Genomic DNA, 22111 nt, shown 5'->3' on the forward strand with positions numbered 1-22111 from the left:
GTGTTTCTCTTGTCCGGTGAAAGGACTCATTTATTTGCCGGGGTGACACCCGGCGTTCCGTCAACGTGCCAAACCGAAAGAAGTCCGTCAAGGAAGATACGATCCTTGGCGATTTCCTTCAACATAGCATCGGCCTCTTGTGGCACGCCGAGAAGGCGCGCACCGGCATGAATAATCAGATCACGCAGAGAAAAACCGGTGTCGCTGCTGACAGGTTTCCATTCAAGCTTTGGCAGATCCTTGGAAACACCTTTGCTGGTAAGCCAGGCAACCGCTTCTTCCTCGCCACCAAGGCCGTCGATCAGCTTATTTTGCAACGCCTGACGACCGGTAAAGACTGCGCCATTGGCCAGAGCTAGCGCTTCTTCATGCGTGAAAGAGCGACGTTCCTGGACAATTCCGACGAACCAGTCGTAAGAATCCATGATCATGTTGCGGATCATGGCTTTGGCTTCGTCGCTTGCCGGGCTGAAATAGTTTGGCTCTGCTTTCAATGGCGACGATTTGATGGTCTCAACCTTCACGCCAATGGTGTCGAGCAGTTTGGAAAGATCAGGATACTGAAACAACACGCCGATCGAGCCGACAATCGATGTTTGACGCGCTAAGATATGATCGGATGCACTGGCGATCATATAGCCAGCCGATGCTGCAAGCGTCCCGACCTGGGTCACGACCGGCTTCTTTTTTGCGATTTTCCGTACTGCTTCGTAAATTGATTCGCCGCCAACGGTTGTGCCGCCGGGTGAATCGAGGATGAGGATCACGCCCTTGACTGCATCGTCATCGGCTATCTTGTTGAGGCGCTTTATAAGCTCTTCATTTTCAAAAATGGTGCCTTCAATGCGAACTTTTGCAACATGCGGTGTCGCAAAATTGGCACCTCGCATGGAATAAGATGCAATTCCGGCAATGAGAGCCGCGAGCAAAAGCAGAAAAGCGATGCGCCACACTGTGAGCTTTCTGCGCAGCTTGCGTCTTTCGATCAGTGCTTCGGCGTCCTGAGCCATACTCATCCATCCATGATTCAAGCGAAATGCTGTCGATATTCTTTAATCTATGACCGATGATAGGGGAAGGCGGCAAGCTCCCCAACGATTTTGCCGGCCGAATGGCAAGACTATAATCAAAATCAGTTGTATGTTAACAATGAAGTGATCGGGCTTTTGCTTCTTTAAGAGTCTGAAGAAAAGCCAGTTTTCCGTCCTTCCGCAATGTTCATGTCATTTTTGCATGGCAGGTGCGGTGTTTTGTGACGTGTATTAGACTTGAGTGTCAGGGTATTGCACCCCAAATAAACCGTATTGAGCTAAGATAGCATCGCATGAAAAAGTTTCTTGCTTGATGCGTCTGTAAACAGTTGAGCAATAAAACAGCTTTAAAAGCTGCTGAATTATAGACCGAATTATAGATTGAGTAATCGAAAGACACGATGAGCGCTGACACACCACATATCCATGCTTCGCAAGGATCCGCTTCTGCGGCGTCCAATGGCGGTGGCATGCATTTTGGAGCGTCCGAAAAGGCAGCTTCGCTTTTTAAAGCTGCACAGCGTCATTCGATCCGCGTTCGTGTTCTTAAAACGGCATTGCCTGTTGCCGCAATTGCGCTTGCAGCGGTCTTTTCCTGGTACACGTTTCTGGCCACTCCAGCCGCTCCTGTGAAGGTGGAAGTTAATAACGGTGGCGAGAGCGGTAAGCTTGTCATGAGCAATCCACAGCTCAACGGCTATACCAAAGACAATCGCCCCTATTCGATGATTGCGGCAAAGGCTGTGCAGGACGCCAAAAATAGCGGCGCAATCTCGCTTGAAGGTATTTCCGCCGAGTTGCCAGTTGGTGATAATGGTAGTGCTAAGGTAGAGGCTGCATCCGGCGTGTACGATAATGCGAACGGTCGTTTGCAACTTGATAAGGATTTTACTGTTACGACGAACGAAGGCTTGCATGCCGTCATGCGTTCTGCGGATGTCAATCTGAAGAGTGGTCAGGTGACGACCGACAAGCCCGTCGATATTCGTAACGGCACTACGCAGATTAGCGCTGACAGCATGCAGATCAAAGAGAGCGGCAAGATCGTGATCTTTGAAAACAAGGTGCGCGTCGTCATTGACGGCGGCGCAGTTTCGGGCAACAACACGCCTTGAAATTAGGGTGTAAAGCGCATGCGCAGTATTGCATAATTCCTTAAACTTGAATTGGTTTAAGGTTAAATTATGCAGCAAGTTTAAACTGTTAGAGCGATATTTGTGCGCCCGATAGGGCGCACTGCGCTCTAAAAGATATTGTATGACGCAGGTTCTGCGGGTTTCGTTTCTTTTCTGCGCAGTCAGATATTTCTATCTGGCTGCGTTAAGTTTAAGATTGAGGCCGAATGATTGTGGCTTGAGGTGTAGGTCTGAAAGGTTGATAGACTTTTCGGACACATTTATGCGTCGGGCAGGGATTTGACGTGCTCGACCCGATTCCTGAAACAGGAACTGTAGGGGAGCTGGAGAGTAATGGAACGCGAGACGGGCAAGATGAACAAGAGCATGAAGACCCGCACTTTGCGGATGGGATTTGCAGCTTTGGCGCTTGGCCTCGTTGTTGCGCCGGTCTCCGCTCTGGCTCAGGACAGCCAGCAGGTGCCATTTGGCAGCCTCAAGCTCTCCGGTGGCAAGGATCCGATCAAGATTGACGCCGATAAGCTCGAAATGCTCGACAAGGAAGGCAAGGCCATTTTCACTGGCAATGTCTCCGTCGTGCAGGGCGACGCGCTTTTGAAGTCAGGCAAGATGATCGTCTATTATAACAAGGATTCGCAGGGCGAAGGCGGTCAGGCTGCTGGTGGTACTGCTGGTCTGAGTGGGTCCGGTATTGATCGTCTCGAGATCAGCGGCAAGGTTTACCTCAAGTCCGGCACGCAGGTCGCAACCGGCGACACCGGAAACTATGACGGCAAGAGTCAGGTCATGGTCTTGCAGGGCCAGAAGGTTGTGCTGACTGATGGTGACAATGTTGCAACCGGTTGCAAGCTCACTGCCAATATGAGCACCGGCAAAGCTTTCCTCGAAAGCTGCAAGGGCCAGAGCAAGGGCCGCGTATCCATCATCATGGCGCCGCAGGATCAACAGAAGCAGGGCGGTGCCGCGCCCAAATCGAATTAACCGGAGCGCGCGTGGGATTGTTCTGGAACAAGAAAGCCGACGAGCAGCAGGGCATGTCTGAAAATGCAGCCGCTATTGAGGGTGCGGATGGTATGATGCCATCGCAGCCCGGTAAGACGACCCGTCTCAAAGGGACGTTGGTCGCTCGGGGCCTTTGCAAGAGCTATCGCGGACGACAGGTCGTCAATGGTGTGTCGTTTGGCGTGCGCGCTGGCGAAGCCGTGGGTATTCTTGGTCCAAACGGTGCCGGTAAGACAACCTGCTTCTATATGGTGACAGGGCTTGTTCCAGCCGATGCTGGTGCAATCGAAATCGATGGTTACGACGTAACATCAATGCCAATGTACCGCCGCTCGCGTCTTGGTATTGGCTATCTGCCGCAGGAAGCATCGATTTTTCGCGGCCTGTCGGTTGAGAACAACATCAAGGCTGTGCTGGAAGTGGTCGAAAAAGACCGCAAGAAGCGGGCCACCGAGCTCGATGCTCTGCTTGAAGAATTTCATATCGCACACTTACGCAAGGCCCCGGCCATCTCCCTTTCGGGTGGTGAACGCCGTCGTCTGGAAATCGCACGTGCGCTGGCATCTCGCCCGAACTTCATGCTGCTCGACGAGCCGTTCGCCGGTGTCGACCCGATTGCAGTCTCCGATATTCAGCAGCTCGTGCGCCATTTGACCAGTCGTGGCATTGGCGTTCTTATCACTGACCATAATGTGCGTGAAACGCTCGGGCTGATCGACCGTGCCTATATTATTCACGCCGGTCAGGTTCTGACGCATGGTCGTCCAGCGGAAATCGTCGCCAATCCAGATGTTCGCAGACTTTACCTCGGCGACCAGTTTACGCTCTGATCAAACTCTGAATTTAGGCTATAGTCTGCGCGCGGCTGTACAACGTTGCTCCCGTTTCCCAAAGCGCGTCATTTCTGCGACTATTTTCCTCTTTTGTCAGAAAAACCCACATTCTGAATTGACAAGCAAGGTTCGTACCAGTTTTGATGGCCGTCGCGCTTTAATTGAAAATAATTCAGGAACAAGCGGTTTGCCAGCTGAGAGCATAATCCGACCGGAGTGAAACGAGGGTCGATAAGATTATGCTTTAAGTAAAAGAGTTTAGAGCACCGATCTGATTGCATCCGATCGGTGCTCTAAAATGCTGTCAGGGAAATGGGGGAACGACACAACGCATGGCCCTTTCGCCGAAGCTTGATTTTCGCCAGTCACAATCGCTGGTGATGACGCCTCAACTGATGCAGTCGATCAAACTGCTACAGATGACGCATATCGAGCTGGACCAGTTCATCGATCTTGAAATTGAAAAGAATCCGCTGCTGGACAGAATAGAGGCAGCGAATGATGATTTTGCAGACGCAGAGCCGCAACACGAAGGCGATGATGCCACGCCGGATGCGTCTTCCGATGAAGACTGGTTCAAGACAGGTGCCGTCGATGATGCGCAAAATCTCTCTTCAACATTTGATAGCTCGCTTGAAAATATCTTTCCAGATGATCCCGGTCGCAGCGATGATGCGCATATCGACCTGGTTGCTCAATGGAACACCTCTGCCGGTGAGACTTATAGTGCGGGCGGCAGCTACGACATTGATCAGGTAACGGCAAGCCGCGTATCGCTGAGCGAACATGTCGCTGAGCAAATAGCGTTGACGTTTTCCACCCCGGCTGATCGCTTTATTGCAGCGGCTTTGGCAGATGCGCTGGATGAAAGCGGTTATCTGCGTGCGGATGTTTCCTTGCTTGCGCAGAATCTCAGTGTCGAAACTATCCATGTCGAACGCATTCTGCATGAAATGCAAAGCTTTGATCCGGCGGGCCTTTTTGCACGCGATCTGCGCGAATGTCTGGCAATTCAGCTTCGTCTCAAGGACCGGTTTGATCCGGCGATGGAAGCGCTCATCGACAATCTCGATCTGCTTGCGCGTCGTGATTTTGCGACGCTCAAAAAACTTTGCGGCGTCGATCAATCCGACATTCTCGACATGCTGACTGAGATCAGGATGCTGGATCCGAAGCCCGGGACCCAGTTCGAGGTTTCGGTTGCAGATGTGATCATTCCCGATGTGCTGGTTGCAGCCGCCCGCGATGGAACTTGGGGTATTGAGCTTAATCCGGCAGCCCAGCCGCGCCTTATCGTGAACAACGAATATTATGCAGAAGTGACCCCTTCAATCAAAGGTGAGGAAAAGACGTTTCTGTCTGATTGTATGCAATCGGCGAACTGGCTGGTACGCAGCCTTGATCAGAGGGCGCGTACAATCCTGAAAGTAACACAAGAAATCGTGCGCCAGCAGGATGGATTCCTCCGGCACGGAGTCACCCGCCTCAAACCGTTGAACCTGCGTACCGTTGCCGACGCTGTGGGTATGCATGAATCAACCATCAGCCGCGTGACGGCCAACAAGTTCATGGCAACGCCGCGTGGCGTCTTTGAATTGCGCTATTTCTTCAACGCATCCATTGCTTCTTCCGAGGGGGGAGATGCCCATTCATCCGAAAGTGTGCGCCATCGTATCCGTCAGATGATCGACGCGGAAAAGCCTGATGATGTATTATCCGATGATGCAATCGTCGAAGCCTTGAAGAAGGACGGTGTGGATATCGCGCGCAGAACGGTCGCAAAATATCGGGAATCGATGAATATTGCTTCTTCAGTACAGCGCAGACGCGAAAAAAAAGCCAGATTATCGGCCCGTTGACTGATGTTTCCGCAACATGAAGTTGCGTATGCGCTAATATACGCATTCGGAAACGACCGGATCGATGTTGGTTTTTGAAACAGTATTACCCTGAACGTGTGAAATTCGATTTTATAGAGGGGATTGGCCGTATTGCATTGTCTGTTGCTGGAAGAAGGTGCAATTGACAATTGACGTTTCAGTCAATAGAAGCCCCGCTCGCATTAAGATGTGCACCCGCATAGACCGGAATACCGGGGTCTGATTATTGAGCGCATCTTGAAAAGTGTGAAGTAATTTTCGGATAATACCAGTATCCGATGAGTGGGACTCATGGGATATTGGTTAAGCCCGTGTGGCGATTGAACCTTTTCAAGGCGTGATGCGTCAGCATCTCAGCGCCTTGATATAAGAGGTGCTTAGAAACGAACAATTAGAGCGCTGACTGGATTCAATCGGATCGAGATGCGTTCTAAACGAAAGGCAAGGTAATATTCCGGGAAACGCTTCTGCGTTTCCAGCGTTACATATAAGAACGATGTGCAGCGAGCATTCCAGGCATGTGTTGTGAAAACATATGACGGGGAAATTACTCGAATAGTCGCGATAAAGAGCGCTTTCTGGGCAGTGTTTCGACACCTGCCCTGAGCGCGTGAAGCGGGGCTGGAAATTAGCACAGGACGAAAAGCAGAATTGATGCTGGTTCGCTTTGCGCTTCGCTCACCTTGTGATTAGACTACGTCCTGTTGTGTAACGCAAATGAGGTGTACCAAATGACTCTGCGTGTATCTGGAAAGCATATGGACGTCGGTGAAGCTTTCACGACCCGGATTATTGATCGGGTTAATGAAGCGGTCGGCAAATATTTTGATCATGGCTTTTCCGGGCAGGTAACGGTCACCAAGTCCGGATCGCGATACAGCGCGGATTGTACCTTGCATCTTGATAGCGGTGCTACCTTGCAGAGCACCGGAGATGCACAGGATCCGCAACTGGCGTTCGATGCGGCTGCGGACAAGATTGAAACACGGTTGCGTCGTTACAAGCGCCGTTTGAAATCGCGTCCAGCGACTGCACCAAATGCGATCTATGATGATGTGGCATATCGTGTTATGGCACCGCTGCCGGAAGAAGAGGAGGACCTTCCGGTTGATTACGCGCCGACTATCGTTGCGGAATCGTCTGTCGCCCTTCGCACCCTTTCGGTCGCGTCGGCGGTTGTGGAACTTGACCTGATCGAAAACCCGGTTCTGGTCTTCCGCAATGCGGGCAATGATGAAGTAAATATCGTCTACCGTCGTGCGGACGGCAATATTGGCTGGGTTGACCCATCAACGGTTACCCGCCAGGCCGCTCCTCGCGCTTGACGGCAAACCTGAAGCGCACGCAGTTTTGAGCTGTCGTGCGCTTCCCTAAACCGGGCCTACGATGGCCTGATTGAAGAAGGAACGGAGAGAATGGATCTTAGTGATCTGATTCAGCCAGGGGCGATTATCCCTGCGCTGAAAGCCAGCTCCAAAAAGCAGCTTTTGCAGATTTTGTCTGAAAAAGCCGCGGAACTGACCGGTCTCCCTGAGCGTGAAGTTTTCGAAACAATTCTCCAGCGTGAGCGCCTCGGTTCTACCGGGGTTGGCAACGGTGTTGCCATTCCGCACGGTAAGTTGGCAAGCATCGACAAGATTGCAGGAATTTTTGCGCGCCTTGAAACTCCAGTGGATTTTGAAGCACTGGACGATCAGCCCGTCGATCTCGTCTTCCTGCTCCTCGCACCAGAAAACGCGGGCGCGGATCATTTGAAAGCCTTGTCACGCATTGCTCGCATGTTGCGCGATGCGGATACAGTGGCAAAGCTGCGCGGAACACATGACGCGCAGGCACTTTATTCATTCCTGACATCACAGCCAGCGTCCAACGCTGCCTGATTTTGACTGTTTAAGCTAACAAAGCCGCCGTTCACGCATGAACGGCGGCTTTGTCATTTTTACGGTGCACTATTTCTGTCGCTATATCTCTCGATTTTCAAGGCTGGTCGATACCGCTAAACCCCTTACATTCATGGTTTTGAATTTGATGAAAGGTATTTTGTGACTTTACTTAAACCAATTGCAGTCGCGGCAATTTCACTACTGGTGATTTTCAGCTCGGCACTAGCGGAGCGTTCAGTGTCAAACATGTCGCGGATGGAAAGTTCAGCGACATCTGATCAGTGCAGGAAAGTAGCCGAGACCCTTTGCCGAAATTACAAGAAAAAGGGTGAAAAATGGTATCAATGGTGCTTGCGCGAGCAATATGCCAACTGCATGCACCAGAATCCGCCAAAATGATCGTTTGACGGAGAGCTGCAATGCCGGTCCGTTTGTCGGACCGGCATCACGCAAAGAATTTAGTGCAGCATCACGGTGCGCAGTTCATGTTCATGCGCGCCTTGCAGCGCAGTGGCACGGACATCGGAAAGCACAATCGGCTCGCCGCTTGCGCCAAACAGTGCCCAAAGCTCGAGGCCCGGTGCAATCGGTGGGAGGGCAGGGAAGGTGCGGGTAAGATCATCAGAGCGGATCTTGCGCACATAGGCCACTTCACCTTCACCCAGATGAGCGAATTCATGTTCGGTGAGAATGTGTCTGTCCATGGTCTTAGCCTCCAATTTCGCAGCACATCATTAGCGATCATACTGCTTAAGAGCTTAACAATTTCACTATAGCGGCTTTAGCCTGAACCCAGCGTGAACCGGTTTCATTCCTTCACTGCTATATTTATACGTTTGATTAGCCGTTCTGGTTCAGGTCGATCGAGATCAATGGCAAGCAAGCCATTTTTCAGTTCACAACCCACCACCCGCATGCCGTCGGCCAGAACGAAGACGCGCTGAAACTGACGGGCAGCAATGCCACGGTGCAGAAACTCACGTTCGGTATCGTCTGACTGGCGCCCTCGGATGACAAGCTGATTGTCCTCCGTCATAACCTCAAGATCGTCGCTGGCAAAGCCTGCAACAGCCAGCGTGATACGCAGGCGTTCAGACCCAGTCTCGCCGCGCAGACGTTCGATATTATAGGGCGGGTATCCATCGCCGGATTTGGCAATCCGTTCCAGCGTCTTTTCCATTGTGTCGAATCCGAGCAATAGCGGGCTCGAAAACGGTGTCATTCTTGTCATTGCATCAGTCCTTATCGAAGCGACCGTCATGGAAAGCACCCTTTCGGCGTATCTTTCGCTCAACTGATATGGCTTGTGAAAAGGGCGACTTCAAGGGCCGAAATCGGATTCCTGTCTTCGCATCATAAAACTGATGCCTTCAGGGTAAAAGCCGTCAACATATGTGGAAAAGTTATAGCGCTTCTTTAGAGCGCGTTTCGATCTGATTGAATCAGATCGGCGCTCTAAAACCTTTTATTTTAAGCATAATCTTATCGAACCTCGTTTCACTCCGGTCGGATTATGCTCTAGCGCCGGGCTTCGCTTAGGGCATTGCCAAAAGCCGTGGCGAAGCTCTCGCGATCATCAGGATTGAGGAAACTACCGACGAGGACACTGTCGTTGCGGCTTTCAACACGCATGGTCGTGATGCCGATATCTGGCTTTCTGGCGACATTGAATCTTGTCCAGAACGGATGAAACAGATGGCTGGTCATCTCGCCCGAGGCTTCATATTTGCGGATGTGCAGGGCGGCGCGCGATACGGATATCTCTTCGCGAGTATTTGCTGAACGGTAGTTCCAGCGAAAAGCCAGATAGATCGCCAGCACATCAAGGCCAAAAAAGCCGATGATCGGCCATGCCCCTATTGACCAGAACACGATACAGACAAACAGCCAGCAACAGATCATTGAACCCATCAGCACGCGAAACCCAGTTTGACCCAATGAGCGATAGGGCGTCAGCAGTGCTTCAAAAATGGGAGTATCAAATCTGTCTGGATTTGCGCCGTCTGGATGCTGCATGCAAAGCTCCCTCCGGGCTGCGTCAAGCTGTGAACTGTTTTCCGAAGACAGAGGTAAGTATAGAGACAAAATGGAAAACGCCAAAATCAAATCGCCCGTGAATGCTTCCGCTTCGACATCTGTGCGTCGTCCACGCCGGGTCACAGGCACGCTTTATACGGCTGATGAAATCCATGAGATTTTCCGTCGCTTTTCCATTTTGCGACCGGAACCGAAGGGCGAGCTGGAACATACCAATCCGTTTACATTGCTTGTAGCCGTGGCGCTGTCAGCGCAGGCAACCGATGTGGGTGTGAACAAGGCGACGCGCGCACTCTTTGCGATTGCCGATACGCCGCAAAAAATGCTGGCTCTCGGCGAAGAAACAGTCGGGGATTATATCCGCACCATTGGTTTGTGGCGCAACAAGGCTAAGAACGTCATTCTGCTATCTGAAGCGCTTATCCGTGATTATGGCGGTGAAGTTCCTGATGATCGCGATGAATTGGTGAAGCTGCCGGGCGTTGGCCGCAAGACCGCCAATGTCGTGCTGAGCATGGCTTTTGGTCATTCGACGATGGCCGTGGATACGCATATTCTGCGCATTGGAAATCGGATCGGTCTTGCACCAGCTAAGACACCCGATGCGGTGGAAGCTATTCTCATGCGGGTTATTCCAACGGAATACTTGTTCCACGCGCATCACTGGCTGATCCTGCACGGTCGCTACACGTGTAAGGCGCGCAAGCCTGAATGCGAGAATTGCGTTATTGCTGATATCTGCAAATATTCCGGAAAGACTTGCGATGTTCCGGCAGCGCTCATTCCGCTACCGCCGCAGTTTTAACGTTTCACGCTGCGTTATAGCCTTATGCAAATGGATCATCATAGCGGCTGCAAAAAGCGGGGTCAGCAGATTGACAAGCGGGATCGCCATGAAGGCCGCGATCAGCAGTCCTGCTAGAAACACCGTGACACCATATTGAGAGCGGAGTGCCTTGGCCTCGCTCTCGGACCGATAACGCATCGCGGCAAATTCAAAAAATTCCCGCCCCAGCAAATAGGCGTTGATAACGAAGAAGGCGATCAGATTGATGCCTGGAACGAACAGCAGAACCAACGCCACGATATTGCCGAGAATGACCACACTCAGGAATTTGAGCGAAACGACTACAGAGCGCCCGAGCGGCAGAGGTGTGCCAGCTGGCTCTCTGGGATAATCTTCGCGCTCAACGACATCTGCGATGTCATCGAGGAAAATACCGGCGACCAGCGCTGTCACAGGCGCAATCATTAATGCCAGCACAAGAGCAAGCCCAAGACCTGCCACGATTGCTGCAGCAATACCGAGCCAGCCTGCCCATCCAGGTATTCCGGGCAGCAATTGCTCCATCCAGGGCCATGCGAAAGTAAAAAATATTTGTCTTATGGCGACCCAAAGCCCGACAAGTAACAAAAGCGTCAAGCCAAGCGTTTTCCATAAAACGGAGCGAAATTCCGGCGTTGGAAGACGTTTAAGTGCCTTCAACGCAGCATCTATGATCATTTTGGATCCACTTTCAGCAATCTCATGCGATCAAAATAAGAAGGCTGTTCGGTCTGCACAAGACGGCCTGCCCACAAGTCACAAGACTGACGGACTAGCCAAAAACTTTTCAAAAGGCTAAACCCGCCCCACATGACTGCCGCCGCACCGCTGTCTGAATGCCTCGGAGAGAGGCTGGCAGCAGACAAAAAGGGGAGCCCCAGACCAGCTCATGGCTACATTCGACGTTCTTTGCATTGGCAACGCCATTGTCGATATTCTTTCGCGCACTGAAGACGCGTTCCTTGAGGCCAATGGTATCATCAAAGGTGCCATGAACCTGATTGATGGTGATCGAGCAGAACTGCTCTATAGCCGCATCAAGGGACAGTTTACTGAAATGTCCGGTGGTAGTGCAGGCAATACAGCTGCAGGCGTTGCAAGTCTCGGCGGACGTTCTGCCTATTTCGGTAAGGTTGCAACCGATCATCTTGGTCGGGTATTTGCCCATGACATTCGTGCGCAGGGCGTAGCCTTTGATACGCGTGCTCTGGAAAAAGGTTCACCGACTGCGCGTTCGATGATTTTCGTCACAGCGGATGGCGAGCGTTCAATGAACACCTATCTGGGTGCCTGCGTCGAACTTGGACCCGAAGACGTCGAAACCTCCAAGGTTGCCGACGCTCGCGTCACCTATTTCGAAGGCTATCTTTGGGACCCGCCACGCGCCAAGGAAGCCATTGTTCTCGCTTCCAAGATCGCGCATGAGCATGGCCGTCAGGTTGCCATGACCTTGTCGGATCCATTCTGCGTAGACCGTTATCGCGAAGAGTTTCTCGATTTGATGCGTAAGCGCACTGTCGATATCGTTTTTGCGAACGAAGACGAGGCAAAATCGCTTTATCAAACCAAGTCGCTTGATGAAGCTGTGGAAGCCATCCGCAAGGATTGTCCACTTGCGATTATCACGCGTTCGGAGAAAGGCGCAATTGTCATCACCGCTGACCAGACGCTGCATGTCCCCGCGATTGAAATTGAAGAGCTGGTCGATACGACGGGTGCAGGCGATCTTTACGCTGCCGGCTTCCTATACGGATATACCAAAGACCGTTCGCTTGAGGATTGCGCGCGTCTTGGTTCGCTTGCCGCAGGCATGATCATTCAACAGATGGGTCCACGTCCGCTGATCGACCTTCAGGCCGTCGCAAGTCAGGCCAAACTGATCTGATTTCTTGACGCATTACCCGACGCAAAACTGCTTTGCACTTTTGCTGGAAATACTCTGATTATTTATCCAATCTGACAATTCGGTCGCGCTTGAGTTCTTCTTCAGTGCGGCCGGGACGGCTCTTATAAACCGGCAGGTTCCAGCCGAAGTACAGCGCACCGCCGCGCACGATGAATGCGGTGAGCGCTGCTGCAAGGGCTGCGAATATCGGGTCAAATCCGAAGCGCTCCAGCACCACATAAAGACAAGCGCCCGCGAGTGCTGCCGAAACATAAATTTCCCTGCGCATCAGCACAGACGGCTCACCTGCTACCATATCGCGCAAAATGCCACCAAGCGTGGCGGTGAAGATGCCCGTCACAATCGCGACCGATGGCCCGAAACCAAGTGCTAGCCCTTTGGCAGCGCCCACGACCGTATAGGCCGACATACCGATGGCGTCACACCACAGCAAAAGCCTGTAGCGTGATTCCACCAGGTGGGCCGTGAAATAGACGATGATTGCCGCCGATGTGCCTGCCAGCAGATAAAAGGGTTGGACGACCCAGAAAACCGGCGCGCCCAACACCAGATCGCGCATCGTGCCGCCGCCAATGCCTGTAATATTGGCGAGGAAAATGAAGCCGATAATGTCGAGCTGACGACGTGAAGCCGCAAGAGCGCCAGTGGCAGCGAAGACGAAAACACCTGCAAAATTTGCAAAATCAAAAATCGTCACGCATGCGCCTCCCAGCTGGTATTTTGTCGATATTCCAACGGATAAGGACAAAAAGAAAGAGCGGCGATGTATATCGCCGCTCTCAATCGATCAATCAATCAGATCAAAATGCGCCCTAAGCATCGCCCTCTGCTTCAGTTGCGCCGCTTTCGGCAGCAACCTTCGGGCCGCCCTTTGAAACGCCAACCATAGCTGGACGCAGCACGCGGTCGCCGATGGCATAGCCTGCCTGCATAACCTGTACGACCGTGTTGGCTGGCAGTTCAGGGTTTGGCACTTCAAAAATAGCCTGATGGAAGTTCGGATCGAACTTTTCACCTTCTGGATTGAGCTTGGTCACGCCATGGCGTTCCAAAGCCTGCAGCATGGCACGTTCGGTCATTTCCACGCCTTCAGCCAGTGACTTGAGGTTTGCATCGGTTTCCAGTGCATCCACAGGAATAGCTTCATGTGCGCGGCTCAGGTTGTCGGAAACCGACAGCATGTCACGAGCAAAATTTGTCACTGCGTAAGTGCGGGCGTCCTGAACATCGCGCTGGGTGCGCTTGCGCAGGTTTTCCATCTCGGCAACGAGACGCAGCATCTGATCCTTGAGTTCAGCATTGTCAGCTTCGAGCGCTGCAATCGTATTTGCAGCCAGGCTCTCGGCATCAACGGATTCCTCTTCGGCTTCCGCGCGTGCCTCAGCCTTGCGGCTTTTCAGAAAATCATCGGCAGCACGCTTCAGCGCATCACGATCCCGAGGATTGTTGATATCGCGCTGCTCAAGATCGGGGTTTTCGGTTTTGTTTTTTTCATCAGCCATAATGCTTCTTCCGTCTTGAATAGTGTTTGGGCCGGATATCGAGTTTCGCGGCATTAAAATCAAGGTCTAAATTCTTCACCTTGGCAAGTCTGACACTGCATATCAGCATTTGAGCCAAAAGTGCGAAGCGGTTTTGCGTTGGATAAAGCGCAAAACAAACAGTGAGACGTGGCTCCACCGGTTCAGTCTTAGCTGAAGCCGCACTAGATTCAATATCATACTAGCGCAGCAGTCGGGATACGATCTGAGCAGTGTAATCAACCATCGGCACGATGCGGGCATAGTTGAGCCGCGTCGGGCCGATCACGCCAAGAGCACCAATAACCCGCTGCTCGCTGTCACGATAAGGGGCTACGACGAGTGAAGATCCCGAGAGCGAGAACAGCTTGTTTTCCGAGCCGATGAAAATCCGCACGCCAGAACCCGATTCAGCAAGATCCAGCAATTGGATCATGCCGTCCTTGGTTTCAAGATCATCGAAGAGATGACGCAGACGTTCGATATCTTCTTGTGCATGAATGTTTTCCAGCAGATTGGCGCGTCCGCGTACGATAAGCCGCGCGGGCTGGTCGGACCCTGCACCACTCCATACGGCAAGCCCTTGTCCCACCAGTTCCTGCGAGAGCTGATCAAGCTCCTGTCTGGTTTCTTCGGAAAGTTTTTCGAGTTCCGATTTTGCTTCTGACAGCGTATGCCCATGAATATGGGCATTGAGAAAGTTCGATGTTTCCACGAGTTGCGAAGCGGAAATGCCGGCAGGCAGATTGATGACACGGTTTTCAACATCGCCGTTCTGCATCACAAGGACAGCAAGCGCACGTGTCGGCTCAAGCCGCACAAATTCGATGTGTTTGAGTGCACCTTCCGCTTTGGTGGCAAGCACAAGACCTGCGCCGCGCGAAAGGCCTGACAAAACCTGACTGGCTTCGGTCAAAACGCTTTCGACAGAATTACTGGTGCCTGCGGAACGAACCTGTGCTTCAATCGATGAGCGTTCATCGGGCGGCAGGTCGCCCACTTCCATGAAAGCATCCACGAAGAAACGCAGGCCAATCTGCGTCGGCAAACGTCCGGCGGAGATGTGTGGCGCATAGATGAGACCCAATTGTTCCAGATCGCTCATCACATTGCGAATGGTGGCAGGCGAAAGACTGTGCGGCAGCAGACGTGATAGATTGCGTGAGCCGACCGGATCACCATCATTGAGGTAGCTATCGACGATCAGCCGAAAAATATCACGCGACCGCTGGTCGAGCGCGCTAAGGAGCTGATGTTCCGGTGATTTGATCATTGTCTCAATGCGCGCCTTTTGAATTGCATGCTTTAAATATAAGACTGCTGGCGAAGGCGTCAAAGGCTTTGCACCTATAATGACAGGTCTCTTAACACCTCTCTTGGGTGATCTTGCGAAATTCCTTTCCATTCTTGTGCGACAGGCCTAAAAAGCCGCAACGAAAAACGAATTGAGGAATTACCATGCGTCCATCCAAGCGCGCTGTCGATGAAATGCGCGCCGTGTCTTTTGAGCGCGGCGTTTCCAAGCATGCCGAAGGCTCTTGCCTCGTCAAGTTTGGCGACACCCATGTTCTGTGCACGGCTAGCCTTGAGGAAAAGGTCCCGGGCTGGATACGTAATAGCGGCAAGGGCTGGGTCACGGCCGAATATGGCATGCTTCCGCGCTCGACGGGTGATCGTATGCGCCGTGAAGCGGCAAGCGGCAAGCAGGGCGGTCGCACGCAGGAAATCCAGCGTCTGATCGGGCGTTCGTTGCGGGCAGTTGTTGATCTTCAGGCACTTGGCGAATTCCAGATCACGGTTGACTGCGACGTTATTCAAGCCGATGGCGGCACGCGCACAGCAGCCATCACCGGCGGCTGGGTTGCATTGCATGATTGCCTTCGCTGGATGGAAGCGCGTCAGATGATCCGCATCGAGAAAGTGCTCAAAGATCATATCGCCGCCATCTCTTGCGGCATTTATGAAGGCCAGCCGGTGCTTGATCTAGATTATGCAGAGGATTCGGCTGCTCAAACCGACAGCAATTTCGTGATGACTGGCCAGGGCGGCATCGTCGAAATTCAGGGTACGGCTGAAGGTGCACCGTTCTCGGAAGAAGAGTTCGCATCGCTTATGAAGCTTGCACGCGGCGGCATTAATCAGCTCGTCGAGTTGCAGAAAGCAGCCATTGCCTGATAGTTAAGGCCTTCTCTGGTTAGAGCGCATCCCGAAAAGTGTGAAGCGGTTTTCGGACAAGATGCGCTCAAAAACAAATATTTGGAGCGTTTCCTCTGATTCAGAGAAATTGAAAGCGCTCTAAGAGGAGGCCAAGGCTATGCAGGCAGCCCGCATTCTTGAAACTGCGCTCTATGTCCGGGATGTTGCCGAAGCGATTAAGTTCTATCGCGACATCATAGGGCTTGCGCCGGTGGGCAAAGTCAGCGAACGCAATGCATTCTTCCGCTGTGGTGACGGCATTTTGCTGCTCTTCAAGGCGGAAGAAACATTGAAGCCGCCTGCACCGGGATCGCTGCCGGTGCCGCCTCATGGTACAACGGGCCCGGGGCATGTCTGTTTTGCAGCCGCGCGTCATGAGATTGACGCTTGGCGCACTTATCTCGAAAAGCAGGACATTGCGATCGAGTCTGATTTCGAATGGCCAAACGGCGCACGTTCGATTTATTTTCGTGATCCCTTCGGCAACTCGTTGGAATTCGCTGAGTCGAAACTTTGGAATTAAAGCATGATCCCGAAAAGTGGGAACCGGTTTTCGGCTAAGATCATGTGTGGATAAAGGGCATGATCCCGAAAAGTGGGAACCGGTTTTCGGATGAGATCATGCGTTGAAAAAAACAGGACTGAAATGAGAGCACTTGAAAAAGGCAAACTGATCGTCGCATCGCACAATGCGGGCAAACTGCGCGAGTTTGATGGGCTGATCGCCCCGTTTGGTTTTGAGGTCAGTTCTGTTGCGGCTCTCGGCCTCCCTGAGCCGGAAGAAACCGGCACAACTTTTGAGGAAAACGCTTACATCAAGGCGCTGGCCGCAGCACAGGCCACGGGTCTGCCATCGCTTTCTGATGATTCCGGTATGGCCGTGGATGCACTTGATGGCGAACCCGGCGTTTACACGGCTGACTGGGCAGAAACTGAAGACGGCACGCGCGATTTCAACATGGCAATGCAGAAGGTCGAAGATCTTTTGCAGGAAAAGGGCGCGACGACGCCAGATAAGCGTAAAGCACGCTTTGTTTCAGTGATCTGCCTTGCTTGGCCGGATGGTGAAGCACAATATTACCGTGGTGAAGTGGAAGGCACGCTGATCTGGCCACCGCGGGGCGATATTGGTTTCGGTTATGATCCGGTGTTTAAGCCCGATGGCTATCAAAAGACCTTTGGTGAAATGACCGCCGACGAAAAGCACGGCTGGAAGCCGGGCGATGCGTCAGCTCTTTCGCATCGTGCGCGCGCTTTCAAGCTTTTCGCTGAAAAGGCACTTGACGTTGTTTCGGACCCCGCTGAATGAACCATCATTTTTCTCTACCCGCCGATAATGCTGATATTTTGCCGCTCACGCGTACGGATGGGGAGAGTGCGTTTGGTGTTTACGTGCATTGGCCGTTTTGCCTCGCCAAATGCCCCTATTGCGACTTTAACAGTCACGTGCGTCATCAGCCGGTTGATCAGCAGCGCTTTGCGCAAGCCTTCAACCGGGAGATGGACACATTGCGTGCCCGCACCGGCCCGCGTACCATCACCAGTATATTTCTGGGCGGAGGCACGCCATCGCTGATGCAGCCTTCAACGGTTGGCAGCCTGCTCGACGGTATCGCATCGCGCTGGTCGGTGGCACCCGACATTGAAGTCACGCTGGAAGCCAATCCGACGAGCGTGGAAGCTGAACGCTTTCGCGGCTATCGTGCAGCTGGCGTCAATCGCGTGTCGCTCGGCATTCAGGCATTGAATGACACCGATCTGCGCCGTTTAGGTCGTATGCATTCGGTCGAGGAGGCTAAGGCCGCAATTCGGTTGGCGCGTGAGATTTTCCCGCGTCTGTCTTTCGATCTCATCTATGCGCGCCCCAACCAGACGATTGAAGCCTGGCGTGAAGAGCTGAAAGAAGCAATTGATCTGGCTGCCGATCATCTGTCGCTCTACCAGCTGACCATCGAGGAAGGCACGCAGTTTTATAATCTGTGGAAAGCGGGCAAACTGACTACGCCTGACCCCGATCACGCTGCGGCTCTCTATGAGGAAACGCAGAAGGTGACAGCGGAGTATGGCCTTCCGGCTTACGAAATTTCGAACCATGCCGTGCCTGGACGTGAATCGCAGCACAACCTAGTTTACTGGCGCTATGGGCAATATGTCGGTATCGGCCCCGGCGCTCATGGGCGTTTCGTTGAGAATGGCGCTCGCACTGTAACGATCACGGAAAAACATCCGGAAACATGGCTCGAAAAGGTCGAGCAGCGTGGTCATGGCATCAACGAAGAAGAATATCTTGAACGCGATCAGGAAGGCGATGAATTCCTGATGATGGGATTGCGTCTGCGTGAAGGCATTGATCTTGATCGATATCGTCGCCTGACGGGACACGATATCGACAGACAACGTCTTGCGAGACTGGTTGCATCGGGCATGATCGAACCGATGGATGGGGATTTCATCCGTGCGACCCCGGATGGCGCTTTGGTGCTTGATGCGCTTTTGGCTGATCTTGCGGCATAAATATAGGCCTGCATAAGGATACGGAATGACCGAATTATACGACGATGTGAAGCGCGAATTTGTGGTTGGTGGCACCGCCCAGCGTGCCCGACCCATTGAATCTGCGCTCTATATCGTCTCGACCCCGATTGGCAATCTCGGCGATATGACTTTGCGCGGACTAGAAACGCTGGCAAGCGCTGACATTGTGGCCTGTGAAGACACCCGCGTTACCCGCGTGTTGCTGGATCGTTATGGCATTGTGCGTCGTCCGATCAGCTATCATGAACATAATGCCAATGAAGCAGGTCCAAAGCTCATCGCTGCCTTGCAGGCTGGCAAGAGTGTTGCGCTTGTTTCGGATGCCGGAACGCCACTCGTGTCCGATCCGGGTTTCCGGCTGGTTGGTGAAGCGCGTGATGCGGGTATCCGGGTTGTGCCAATTCCGGGCGCATCGGCGCTTCTTGCAGCCCTTGCAGCTTCAGGGTTGCCAACCGATGCGTTCATGTTTTGCGGTTTTCTGCCAGTCAAGCATGGTCAGAAACAATCGAAGCTTGAGAGCCTCAAGAATATAGATGCGACGCTGGTTTTCTATGAATCACCGAACCGCTCCGCGGCAACATTGGCTGATATGGTCGAGGTTTTCGGCGCAGATCGGAAAGCAGCGCTTTGCCGTGAACTGACCAAAGCCTATGAGACCATCGTGACCACGACGCTCGGTGAATTGTCCAAGCAGTTCGATGGCGAAGACCGAATTCGCGGTGAGGTGGTGCTGCTGGTCGGCCCGCCTTCAGGGGAAGCCGGTCCGCAAAGCGAAGAAGATATAGACAAGTTGCTTTTATCGCTTGCTGAGGAACTTCCGCCGTCAAAAGCCGCAGGCGAGGCCGCGCGCATGACGGGTGGGCAGAAATCGGTACTTTATCAGCGATTGATGCAGCTGAAGGCGCAAGGCTGATGAGTGATTTCCGCGAGAAAAAGCGTGTTGCTTTCTTTCGCGGACACAGCGCCGAGCGCTTGGCCGCTTTCGCGCTTATGCTCAAGGGGTTTCGTATCGTCGCGCGCCGCTATCGCACTAGGCTTGGTGAGATTGATCTTATTGCCCGGCGTGGTGATCTCATTCTCATTGTAGAAGTCAAAGCACGATCGAGTGTGGAGGCAGCGCAACTTGCCGTCACATCGTCCGCTATGCGTCGCATCGAAGGGGCTGCCGATATGTGGCTGCAACGTCAGCCAGATTATGCTCGGCTGTCGTTGCGGTTTGACCTTGTGGCCGTACTTCCACGTCGCTGGCCCAAACATGTTCCGGCATTTTTCACGTCTGACAACTATAGCTAAGTTAATGTAAATCCTATAAAAATTATGGGATATAATTTGGGGCAAACAGGAATTAAAATCCTCAAAAAGCCTTTTCCGAGAAAAAGTGATGCTCCGCGCGATTTGCGCGCGCAAGCCCGTTTCTTATAAAATTTCACCACTCCGGGGATAATGGCCGCTATCTGAAAAAGGATAGTCTCGTGTCCCAATCACAACCGCGTCTTCTTGCTGATTTTCCTGCCTTCTTCCGTGTTTCGGAAGAGCTGGTGGTTATTGTCGGCGGTGGCGAGGAAGCGCTCAACAAAGCGCGCCTCGTAGCTCAGACATCTGCTCGTTTGCGGATTGTTGCGGAAGAGTTCGAGCCCGCTCTGACAGCTTTCATTGAAAGCCATGGTGCGGAGCAAGCAGAGGAAGCTTTCAGACCAGAACATCTTGAAGGTGCGAAGCTGGTTTTTGTCGCAACCGGCGACGAGGCAAAGGACCGCACCATTGCAGCCAGCGTGAAGGCTGAGAAAATCCCGGTCAATGTTGTGGACCGTCCAGCCCTTTGCGATTTCCTGACACCTGCCATCGTGAACCGCGCACCGATTGCGATTGCGATTGGCACGGAAGGATCAGCCCCTGTGCTGGCGCAGATGGTGCGTGCGCGCATCGATGCAGCCTTCTCACCACGTCTTGGCGAATTGGCGCATTATGCCGAAAGCTGGCGTCCGCTGGTCGAAAAGCTTCTGCCAAAAGGCCTGGCCCGCCGCAGTTTCTGGCGCGGTTTCTTCTCCGGCTCCGTAGCGCGTGCTGTTGAAAACGGTGATCGTGAGAGCGCATACAAAGCCGCAAATGAGTTGATCGCTCAGTCGCAAAACGCTGCCGGCTACGTCTGGCTTGTCGGTGCTGGTCCTGGCGCAGAAGACCTGCTGACCTTGCGCGCCCATCGCGTTCTGATGGAAGCGGATGTCATCGTGCATGACGCGCTGGTGCCGGAAGGTGTGATCGCCATGGGCCGCCGCGATGCCGAACGCCTAGCGGTAGGCAAACGCAAAGGTTGCCATTCCAAGAGTCAGAATGAAATCAACGATCTTCTGGTCCGCCTTGGTCGTGAGGGTAAGCGTGTGGTGCGCCTGAAAGCAGGCGATCCGCTTGTTTTTGGTCGCGCTGGCGAGGAAATGGCGGCATTGCGCGCCGCGGGTATCGGCTTTGAAATCGTGCCGGGCATCACGTCCGCTTTCGCCGCCGCAGCCGATATGGAACTACCGCTGACTTTGCGTGGTGTTGCTTCTTCGTTGGTATTTACGACTGGCCATGACATGGCAGGCGATGTGCTGCCGGGCTGGGCCAAGCTTGCTGTCTCCGGGGCAACAATTGCCGTCTATATGGGTTCAAGTGTTGCAGCCTCGGTTGCAAGCCGTCTGATCTCTGCCGGTCTGCATGAAGATACGGCGGTCGCGGTTGTTGAGAATGCCAGCCGCAAGGATAAGCGGCTGTTTCATGGAACATTGAAAGATCTCCCGTCTCTGGAAGAGCGCAAAGAACTCTCCGGTCCGGTCATGGTCATCATCGGCGATGCTGTTGCAGGCGCCGCTATCGACAAGGCGCAGGCGCTGGCAGTCAAGCCAAGCCTTGTTGCAGCTTAAAGCGCATCCCGAAAAGTGGACCCCGGTTTTCGGAAAAGATGCGCGTGAAGAAAAAACGAACGTAGCGCCGATCTGACTTAATCAGATCGAAATGCGCTCAAAGTTCAGGAGTTGGGAAAATGGTTGTAAAAGTTCTCACTGCAAACCGGCTCATCGATGGACAGGCTGTGTGGCTTGGCGCTGACGGATCATGGCAGGAAACCATCGATGGTGCGTTGGTTGCCCGTCATGCGGAAGCCGTCAGCGCACTTGAAGAAGCAGGTAAAGTCGCAGCGAAAGCCAATCTGGTTGTCGACGTGAATGTCATCGATGTCGAAGAGCGCGACGAAGGGCTTTATCCCATTCGCCTCCGCGAACGTATCCGACTCTCCGGTCCCACCATCATTACGCTTGGTCAACCAGCGTTAAAGCAAGCCTCCTGATCTG

At 53.0% G+C, this 22111-nt stretch carries 24 protein-coding genes; 16 read left to right on the forward strand and 8 right to left on the reverse strand.

The genetic code is table 11. The features are described 5' to 3' along the window. Nucleotides 1-26: 26 nt before the first annotated feature. Nucleotides 27-1010 carry a signal peptide peptidase SppA gene (gene sppA, locus CES85_RS10270; RefSeq protein WP_095445910.1) on the reverse strand — a complete coding sequence of 328 codons (984 nt, stop codon included), beginning with the start codon at nucleotides 1008-1010 and terminating at the stop codon, nucleotides 27-29. 422 nt (nucleotides 1011-1432) lie between these two features. Between sppA and lptC the strand changes: the two genes are divergently transcribed. The 6 genes from lptC to ptsN all read left to right on the forward strand — a co-directional run bounded on the left by lptC (nucleotide 1433) and on the right by ptsN (nucleotide 7762). Beyond that, nucleotides 1433-2146: an LPS export ABC transporter periplasmic protein LptC gene (lptC, locus tag CES85_RS10275; RefSeq protein WP_095445911.1), complete on the forward strand. Its 714-nt coding sequence runs from the start codon at nucleotides 1433-1435 to the stop codon at nucleotides 2144-2146. A gap of 354 nt (nucleotides 2147-2500) precedes the next feature. After that, complete coding sequence (locus CES85_RS10280) at nucleotides 2501-3148, forward strand: LptA/OstA family protein (protein WP_095445912.1); 648 nt, start codon at nucleotides 2501-2503, stop codon at nucleotides 3146-3148. 11 nt (nucleotides 3149-3159) lie between these two features. Then, nucleotides 3160-3999, forward strand: coding sequence for an LPS export ABC transporter ATP-binding protein (gene lptB, locus CES85_RS10285; RefSeq protein ID WP_095445913.1), 840 nt, complete (start codon nucleotides 3160-3162; stop codon nucleotides 3997-3999). A gap of 335 nt (nucleotides 4000-4334) precedes the next feature. Continuing rightward, nucleotides 4335-5861, forward strand: a complete 1527-nt coding sequence (rpoN, locus tag CES85_RS10290) for an RNA polymerase factor sigma-54 (protein WP_095445914.1) — start codon at nucleotides 4335-4337, stop codon at nucleotides 5859-5861. A 752-nt stretch (nucleotides 5862-6613) separates the two neighbouring features. Next, nucleotides 6614-7207 (forward strand): ribosome hibernation-promoting factor, HPF/YfiA family, encoded by a 594-nt coding sequence (hpf, locus tag CES85_RS10295; protein ID WP_095445915.1) that lies wholly within the window; start codon nucleotides 6614-6616, stop codon nucleotides 7205-7207. Nucleotides 7208-7297: 90 nt separating this feature from the next. Then, complete coding sequence (gene ptsN, locus CES85_RS10300; RefSeq protein ID WP_024898162.1) at nucleotides 7298-7762, forward strand: PTS IIA-like nitrogen regulatory protein PtsN; 465 nt, start codon at nucleotides 7298-7300, stop codon at nucleotides 7760-7762. A 461-nt stretch (nucleotides 7763-8223) separates the two neighbouring features. Here ptsN and CES85_RS10310 read toward each other — a convergent pair whose 3' ends face one another. The 3 genes from CES85_RS10310 to CES85_RS10320 all read right to left on the reverse strand — a co-directional run bounded on the left by CES85_RS10310 (nucleotide 8224) and on the right by CES85_RS10320 (nucleotide 9781). Next, nucleotides 8224-8469 carry a BQ00720 family protein gene (locus CES85_RS10310; RefSeq protein ID WP_095445917.1) on the reverse strand — a complete coding sequence of 82 codons (246 nt, stop codon included), beginning with the start codon at nucleotides 8467-8469 and terminating at the stop codon, nucleotides 8224-8226. Nucleotides 8470-8573: 104 nt separating this feature from the next. Continuing rightward, nucleotides 8574-8996 carry an Hsp20 family protein gene (locus CES85_RS10315; protein ID WP_095447829.1) on the reverse strand — a complete coding sequence of 141 codons (423 nt, stop codon included), beginning with the start codon at nucleotides 8994-8996 and terminating at the stop codon, nucleotides 8574-8576. 287 nt (nucleotides 8997-9283) lie between these two features. Further along, a complete protein-coding gene (locus CES85_RS10320; protein WP_095445918.1) occupies nucleotides 9284-9781 on the reverse strand; it encodes a DUF2244 domain-containing protein in 498 nt (165 codons plus the stop codon). A 70-nt stretch (nucleotides 9782-9851) separates the two neighbouring features. Here CES85_RS10320 and nth point away from each other — a divergent pair, with 70 nt between their 5' ends. Next, complete coding sequence (nth, locus tag CES85_RS10325; RefSeq protein ID WP_095445919.1) at nucleotides 9852-10607, forward strand: endonuclease III; 756 nt, start codon at nucleotides 9852-9854, stop codon at nucleotides 10605-10607. Here the strand turns inward: nth and CES85_RS10330 are convergent. After that, nucleotides 10590-11306, reverse strand: a complete 717-nt coding sequence (locus CES85_RS10330; protein WP_095445920.1) for a sulfate transporter family protein — start codon at nucleotides 11304-11306, stop codon at nucleotides 10590-10592. The two genes, nth and CES85_RS10330, sit on opposite strands and share 18 nt — an antisense overlap. A 211-nt stretch (nucleotides 11307-11517) precedes the next feature. Here CES85_RS10330 and CES85_RS10335 point away from each other — a divergent pair, with 211 nt between their 5' ends. Next, nucleotides 11518-12513, forward strand: a complete 996-nt coding sequence (locus CES85_RS10335; RefSeq protein ID WP_095445921.1) for an adenosine kinase — start codon at nucleotides 11518-11520, stop codon at nucleotides 12511-12513. 58 nt (nucleotides 12514-12571) lie between these two features. Here CES85_RS10335 and CES85_RS10340 read toward each other — a convergent pair whose 3' ends face one another. The 3 genes from CES85_RS10340 to hrcA all read right to left on the reverse strand — a co-directional run bounded on the left by CES85_RS10340 (nucleotide 12572) and on the right by hrcA (nucleotide 15327). Then, nucleotides 12572-13231: a trimeric intracellular cation channel family protein gene (locus CES85_RS10340; protein WP_095445922.1), complete on the reverse strand. Its 660-nt coding sequence runs from the start codon at nucleotides 13229-13231 to the stop codon at nucleotides 12572-12574. 115 nt (nucleotides 13232-13346) lie between these two features. After that, on the reverse strand, nucleotides 13347-14036 hold the full coding sequence (gene grpE, locus CES85_RS10345) for a nucleotide exchange factor GrpE (RefSeq protein WP_095445923.1): 690 nt from the start codon (nucleotides 14034-14036) through the stop codon (nucleotides 13347-13349). A 220-nt stretch (nucleotides 14037-14256) separates the two neighbouring features. Further along, nucleotides 14257-15327, reverse strand: coding sequence for a heat-inducible transcriptional repressor HrcA (gene hrcA / locus CES85_RS10350; protein ID WP_095447830.1), 1071 nt, complete (start codon nucleotides 15325-15327; stop codon nucleotides 14257-14259). Between the two features lie 185 nt (nucleotides 15328-15512). Between hrcA and rph the strand changes: the two genes are divergently transcribed. From rph to CES85_RS10390, 8 genes are all read left to right on the forward strand, one after another. Beyond that, a complete protein-coding gene (rph, locus tag CES85_RS10355; protein WP_095445924.1) occupies nucleotides 15513-16229 on the forward strand; it encodes a ribonuclease PH in 717 nt (238 codons plus the stop codon). Between the two features lie 139 nt (nucleotides 16230-16368). Further along, on the forward strand, nucleotides 16369-16773 hold the full coding sequence (locus CES85_RS10360; RefSeq protein ID WP_095445925.1) for a VOC family protein: 405 nt from the start codon (nucleotides 16369-16371) through the stop codon (nucleotides 16771-16773). Nucleotides 16774-16896: 123 nt separating this feature from the next. After that, nucleotides 16897-17559, forward strand: a complete 663-nt coding sequence (rdgB, locus tag CES85_RS10365) for an RdgB/HAM1 family non-canonical purine NTP pyrophosphatase (protein ID WP_095445926.1) — start codon at nucleotides 16897-16899, stop codon at nucleotides 17557-17559. After that, nucleotides 17556-18764 (forward strand): radical SAM family heme chaperone HemW, encoded by a 1209-nt coding sequence (gene hemW / locus CES85_RS10370; protein WP_208636301.1) that lies wholly within the window; start codon nucleotides 17556-17558, stop codon nucleotides 18762-18764. Before rdgB ends, hemW begins: the two co-directional genes overlap by 4 nt. A gap of 25 nt (nucleotides 18765-18789) precedes the next feature. Continuing rightward, on the forward strand, nucleotides 18790-19698 hold the full coding sequence (gene rsmI, locus CES85_RS10375) for a 16S rRNA (cytidine(1402)-2'-O)-methyltransferase (protein WP_095445927.1): 909 nt from the start codon (nucleotides 18790-18792) through the stop codon (nucleotides 19696-19698). Beyond that, nucleotides 19698-20078, forward strand: a complete 381-nt coding sequence (locus CES85_RS10380) for a YraN family protein (protein WP_095445928.1) — start codon at nucleotides 19698-19700, stop codon at nucleotides 20076-20078. Before rsmI ends, CES85_RS10380 begins: the two co-directional genes overlap by 1 nt. A gap of 179 nt (nucleotides 20079-20257) precedes the next feature. Continuing rightward, complete coding sequence (gene cysG / locus CES85_RS10385) at nucleotides 20258-21685, forward strand: siroheme synthase CysG (RefSeq protein ID WP_095445929.1); 1428 nt, start codon at nucleotides 20258-20260, stop codon at nucleotides 21683-21685. Nucleotides 21686-21804: 119 nt separating this feature from the next. Next, nucleotides 21805-22107, forward strand: a complete 303-nt coding sequence (locus CES85_RS10390) for a DUF2849 domain-containing protein (protein ID WP_095445930.1) — start codon at nucleotides 21805-21807, stop codon at nucleotides 22105-22107. Nucleotides 22108-22111: the final 4 nt, after the last annotated feature.

The organism is Ochrobactrum quorumnocens (assembly GCF_002278035.1).
GTDB lineage: Bacteria > Pseudomonadota > Alphaproteobacteria > Rhizobiales > Rhizobiaceae > Brucella > Brucella quorumnocens.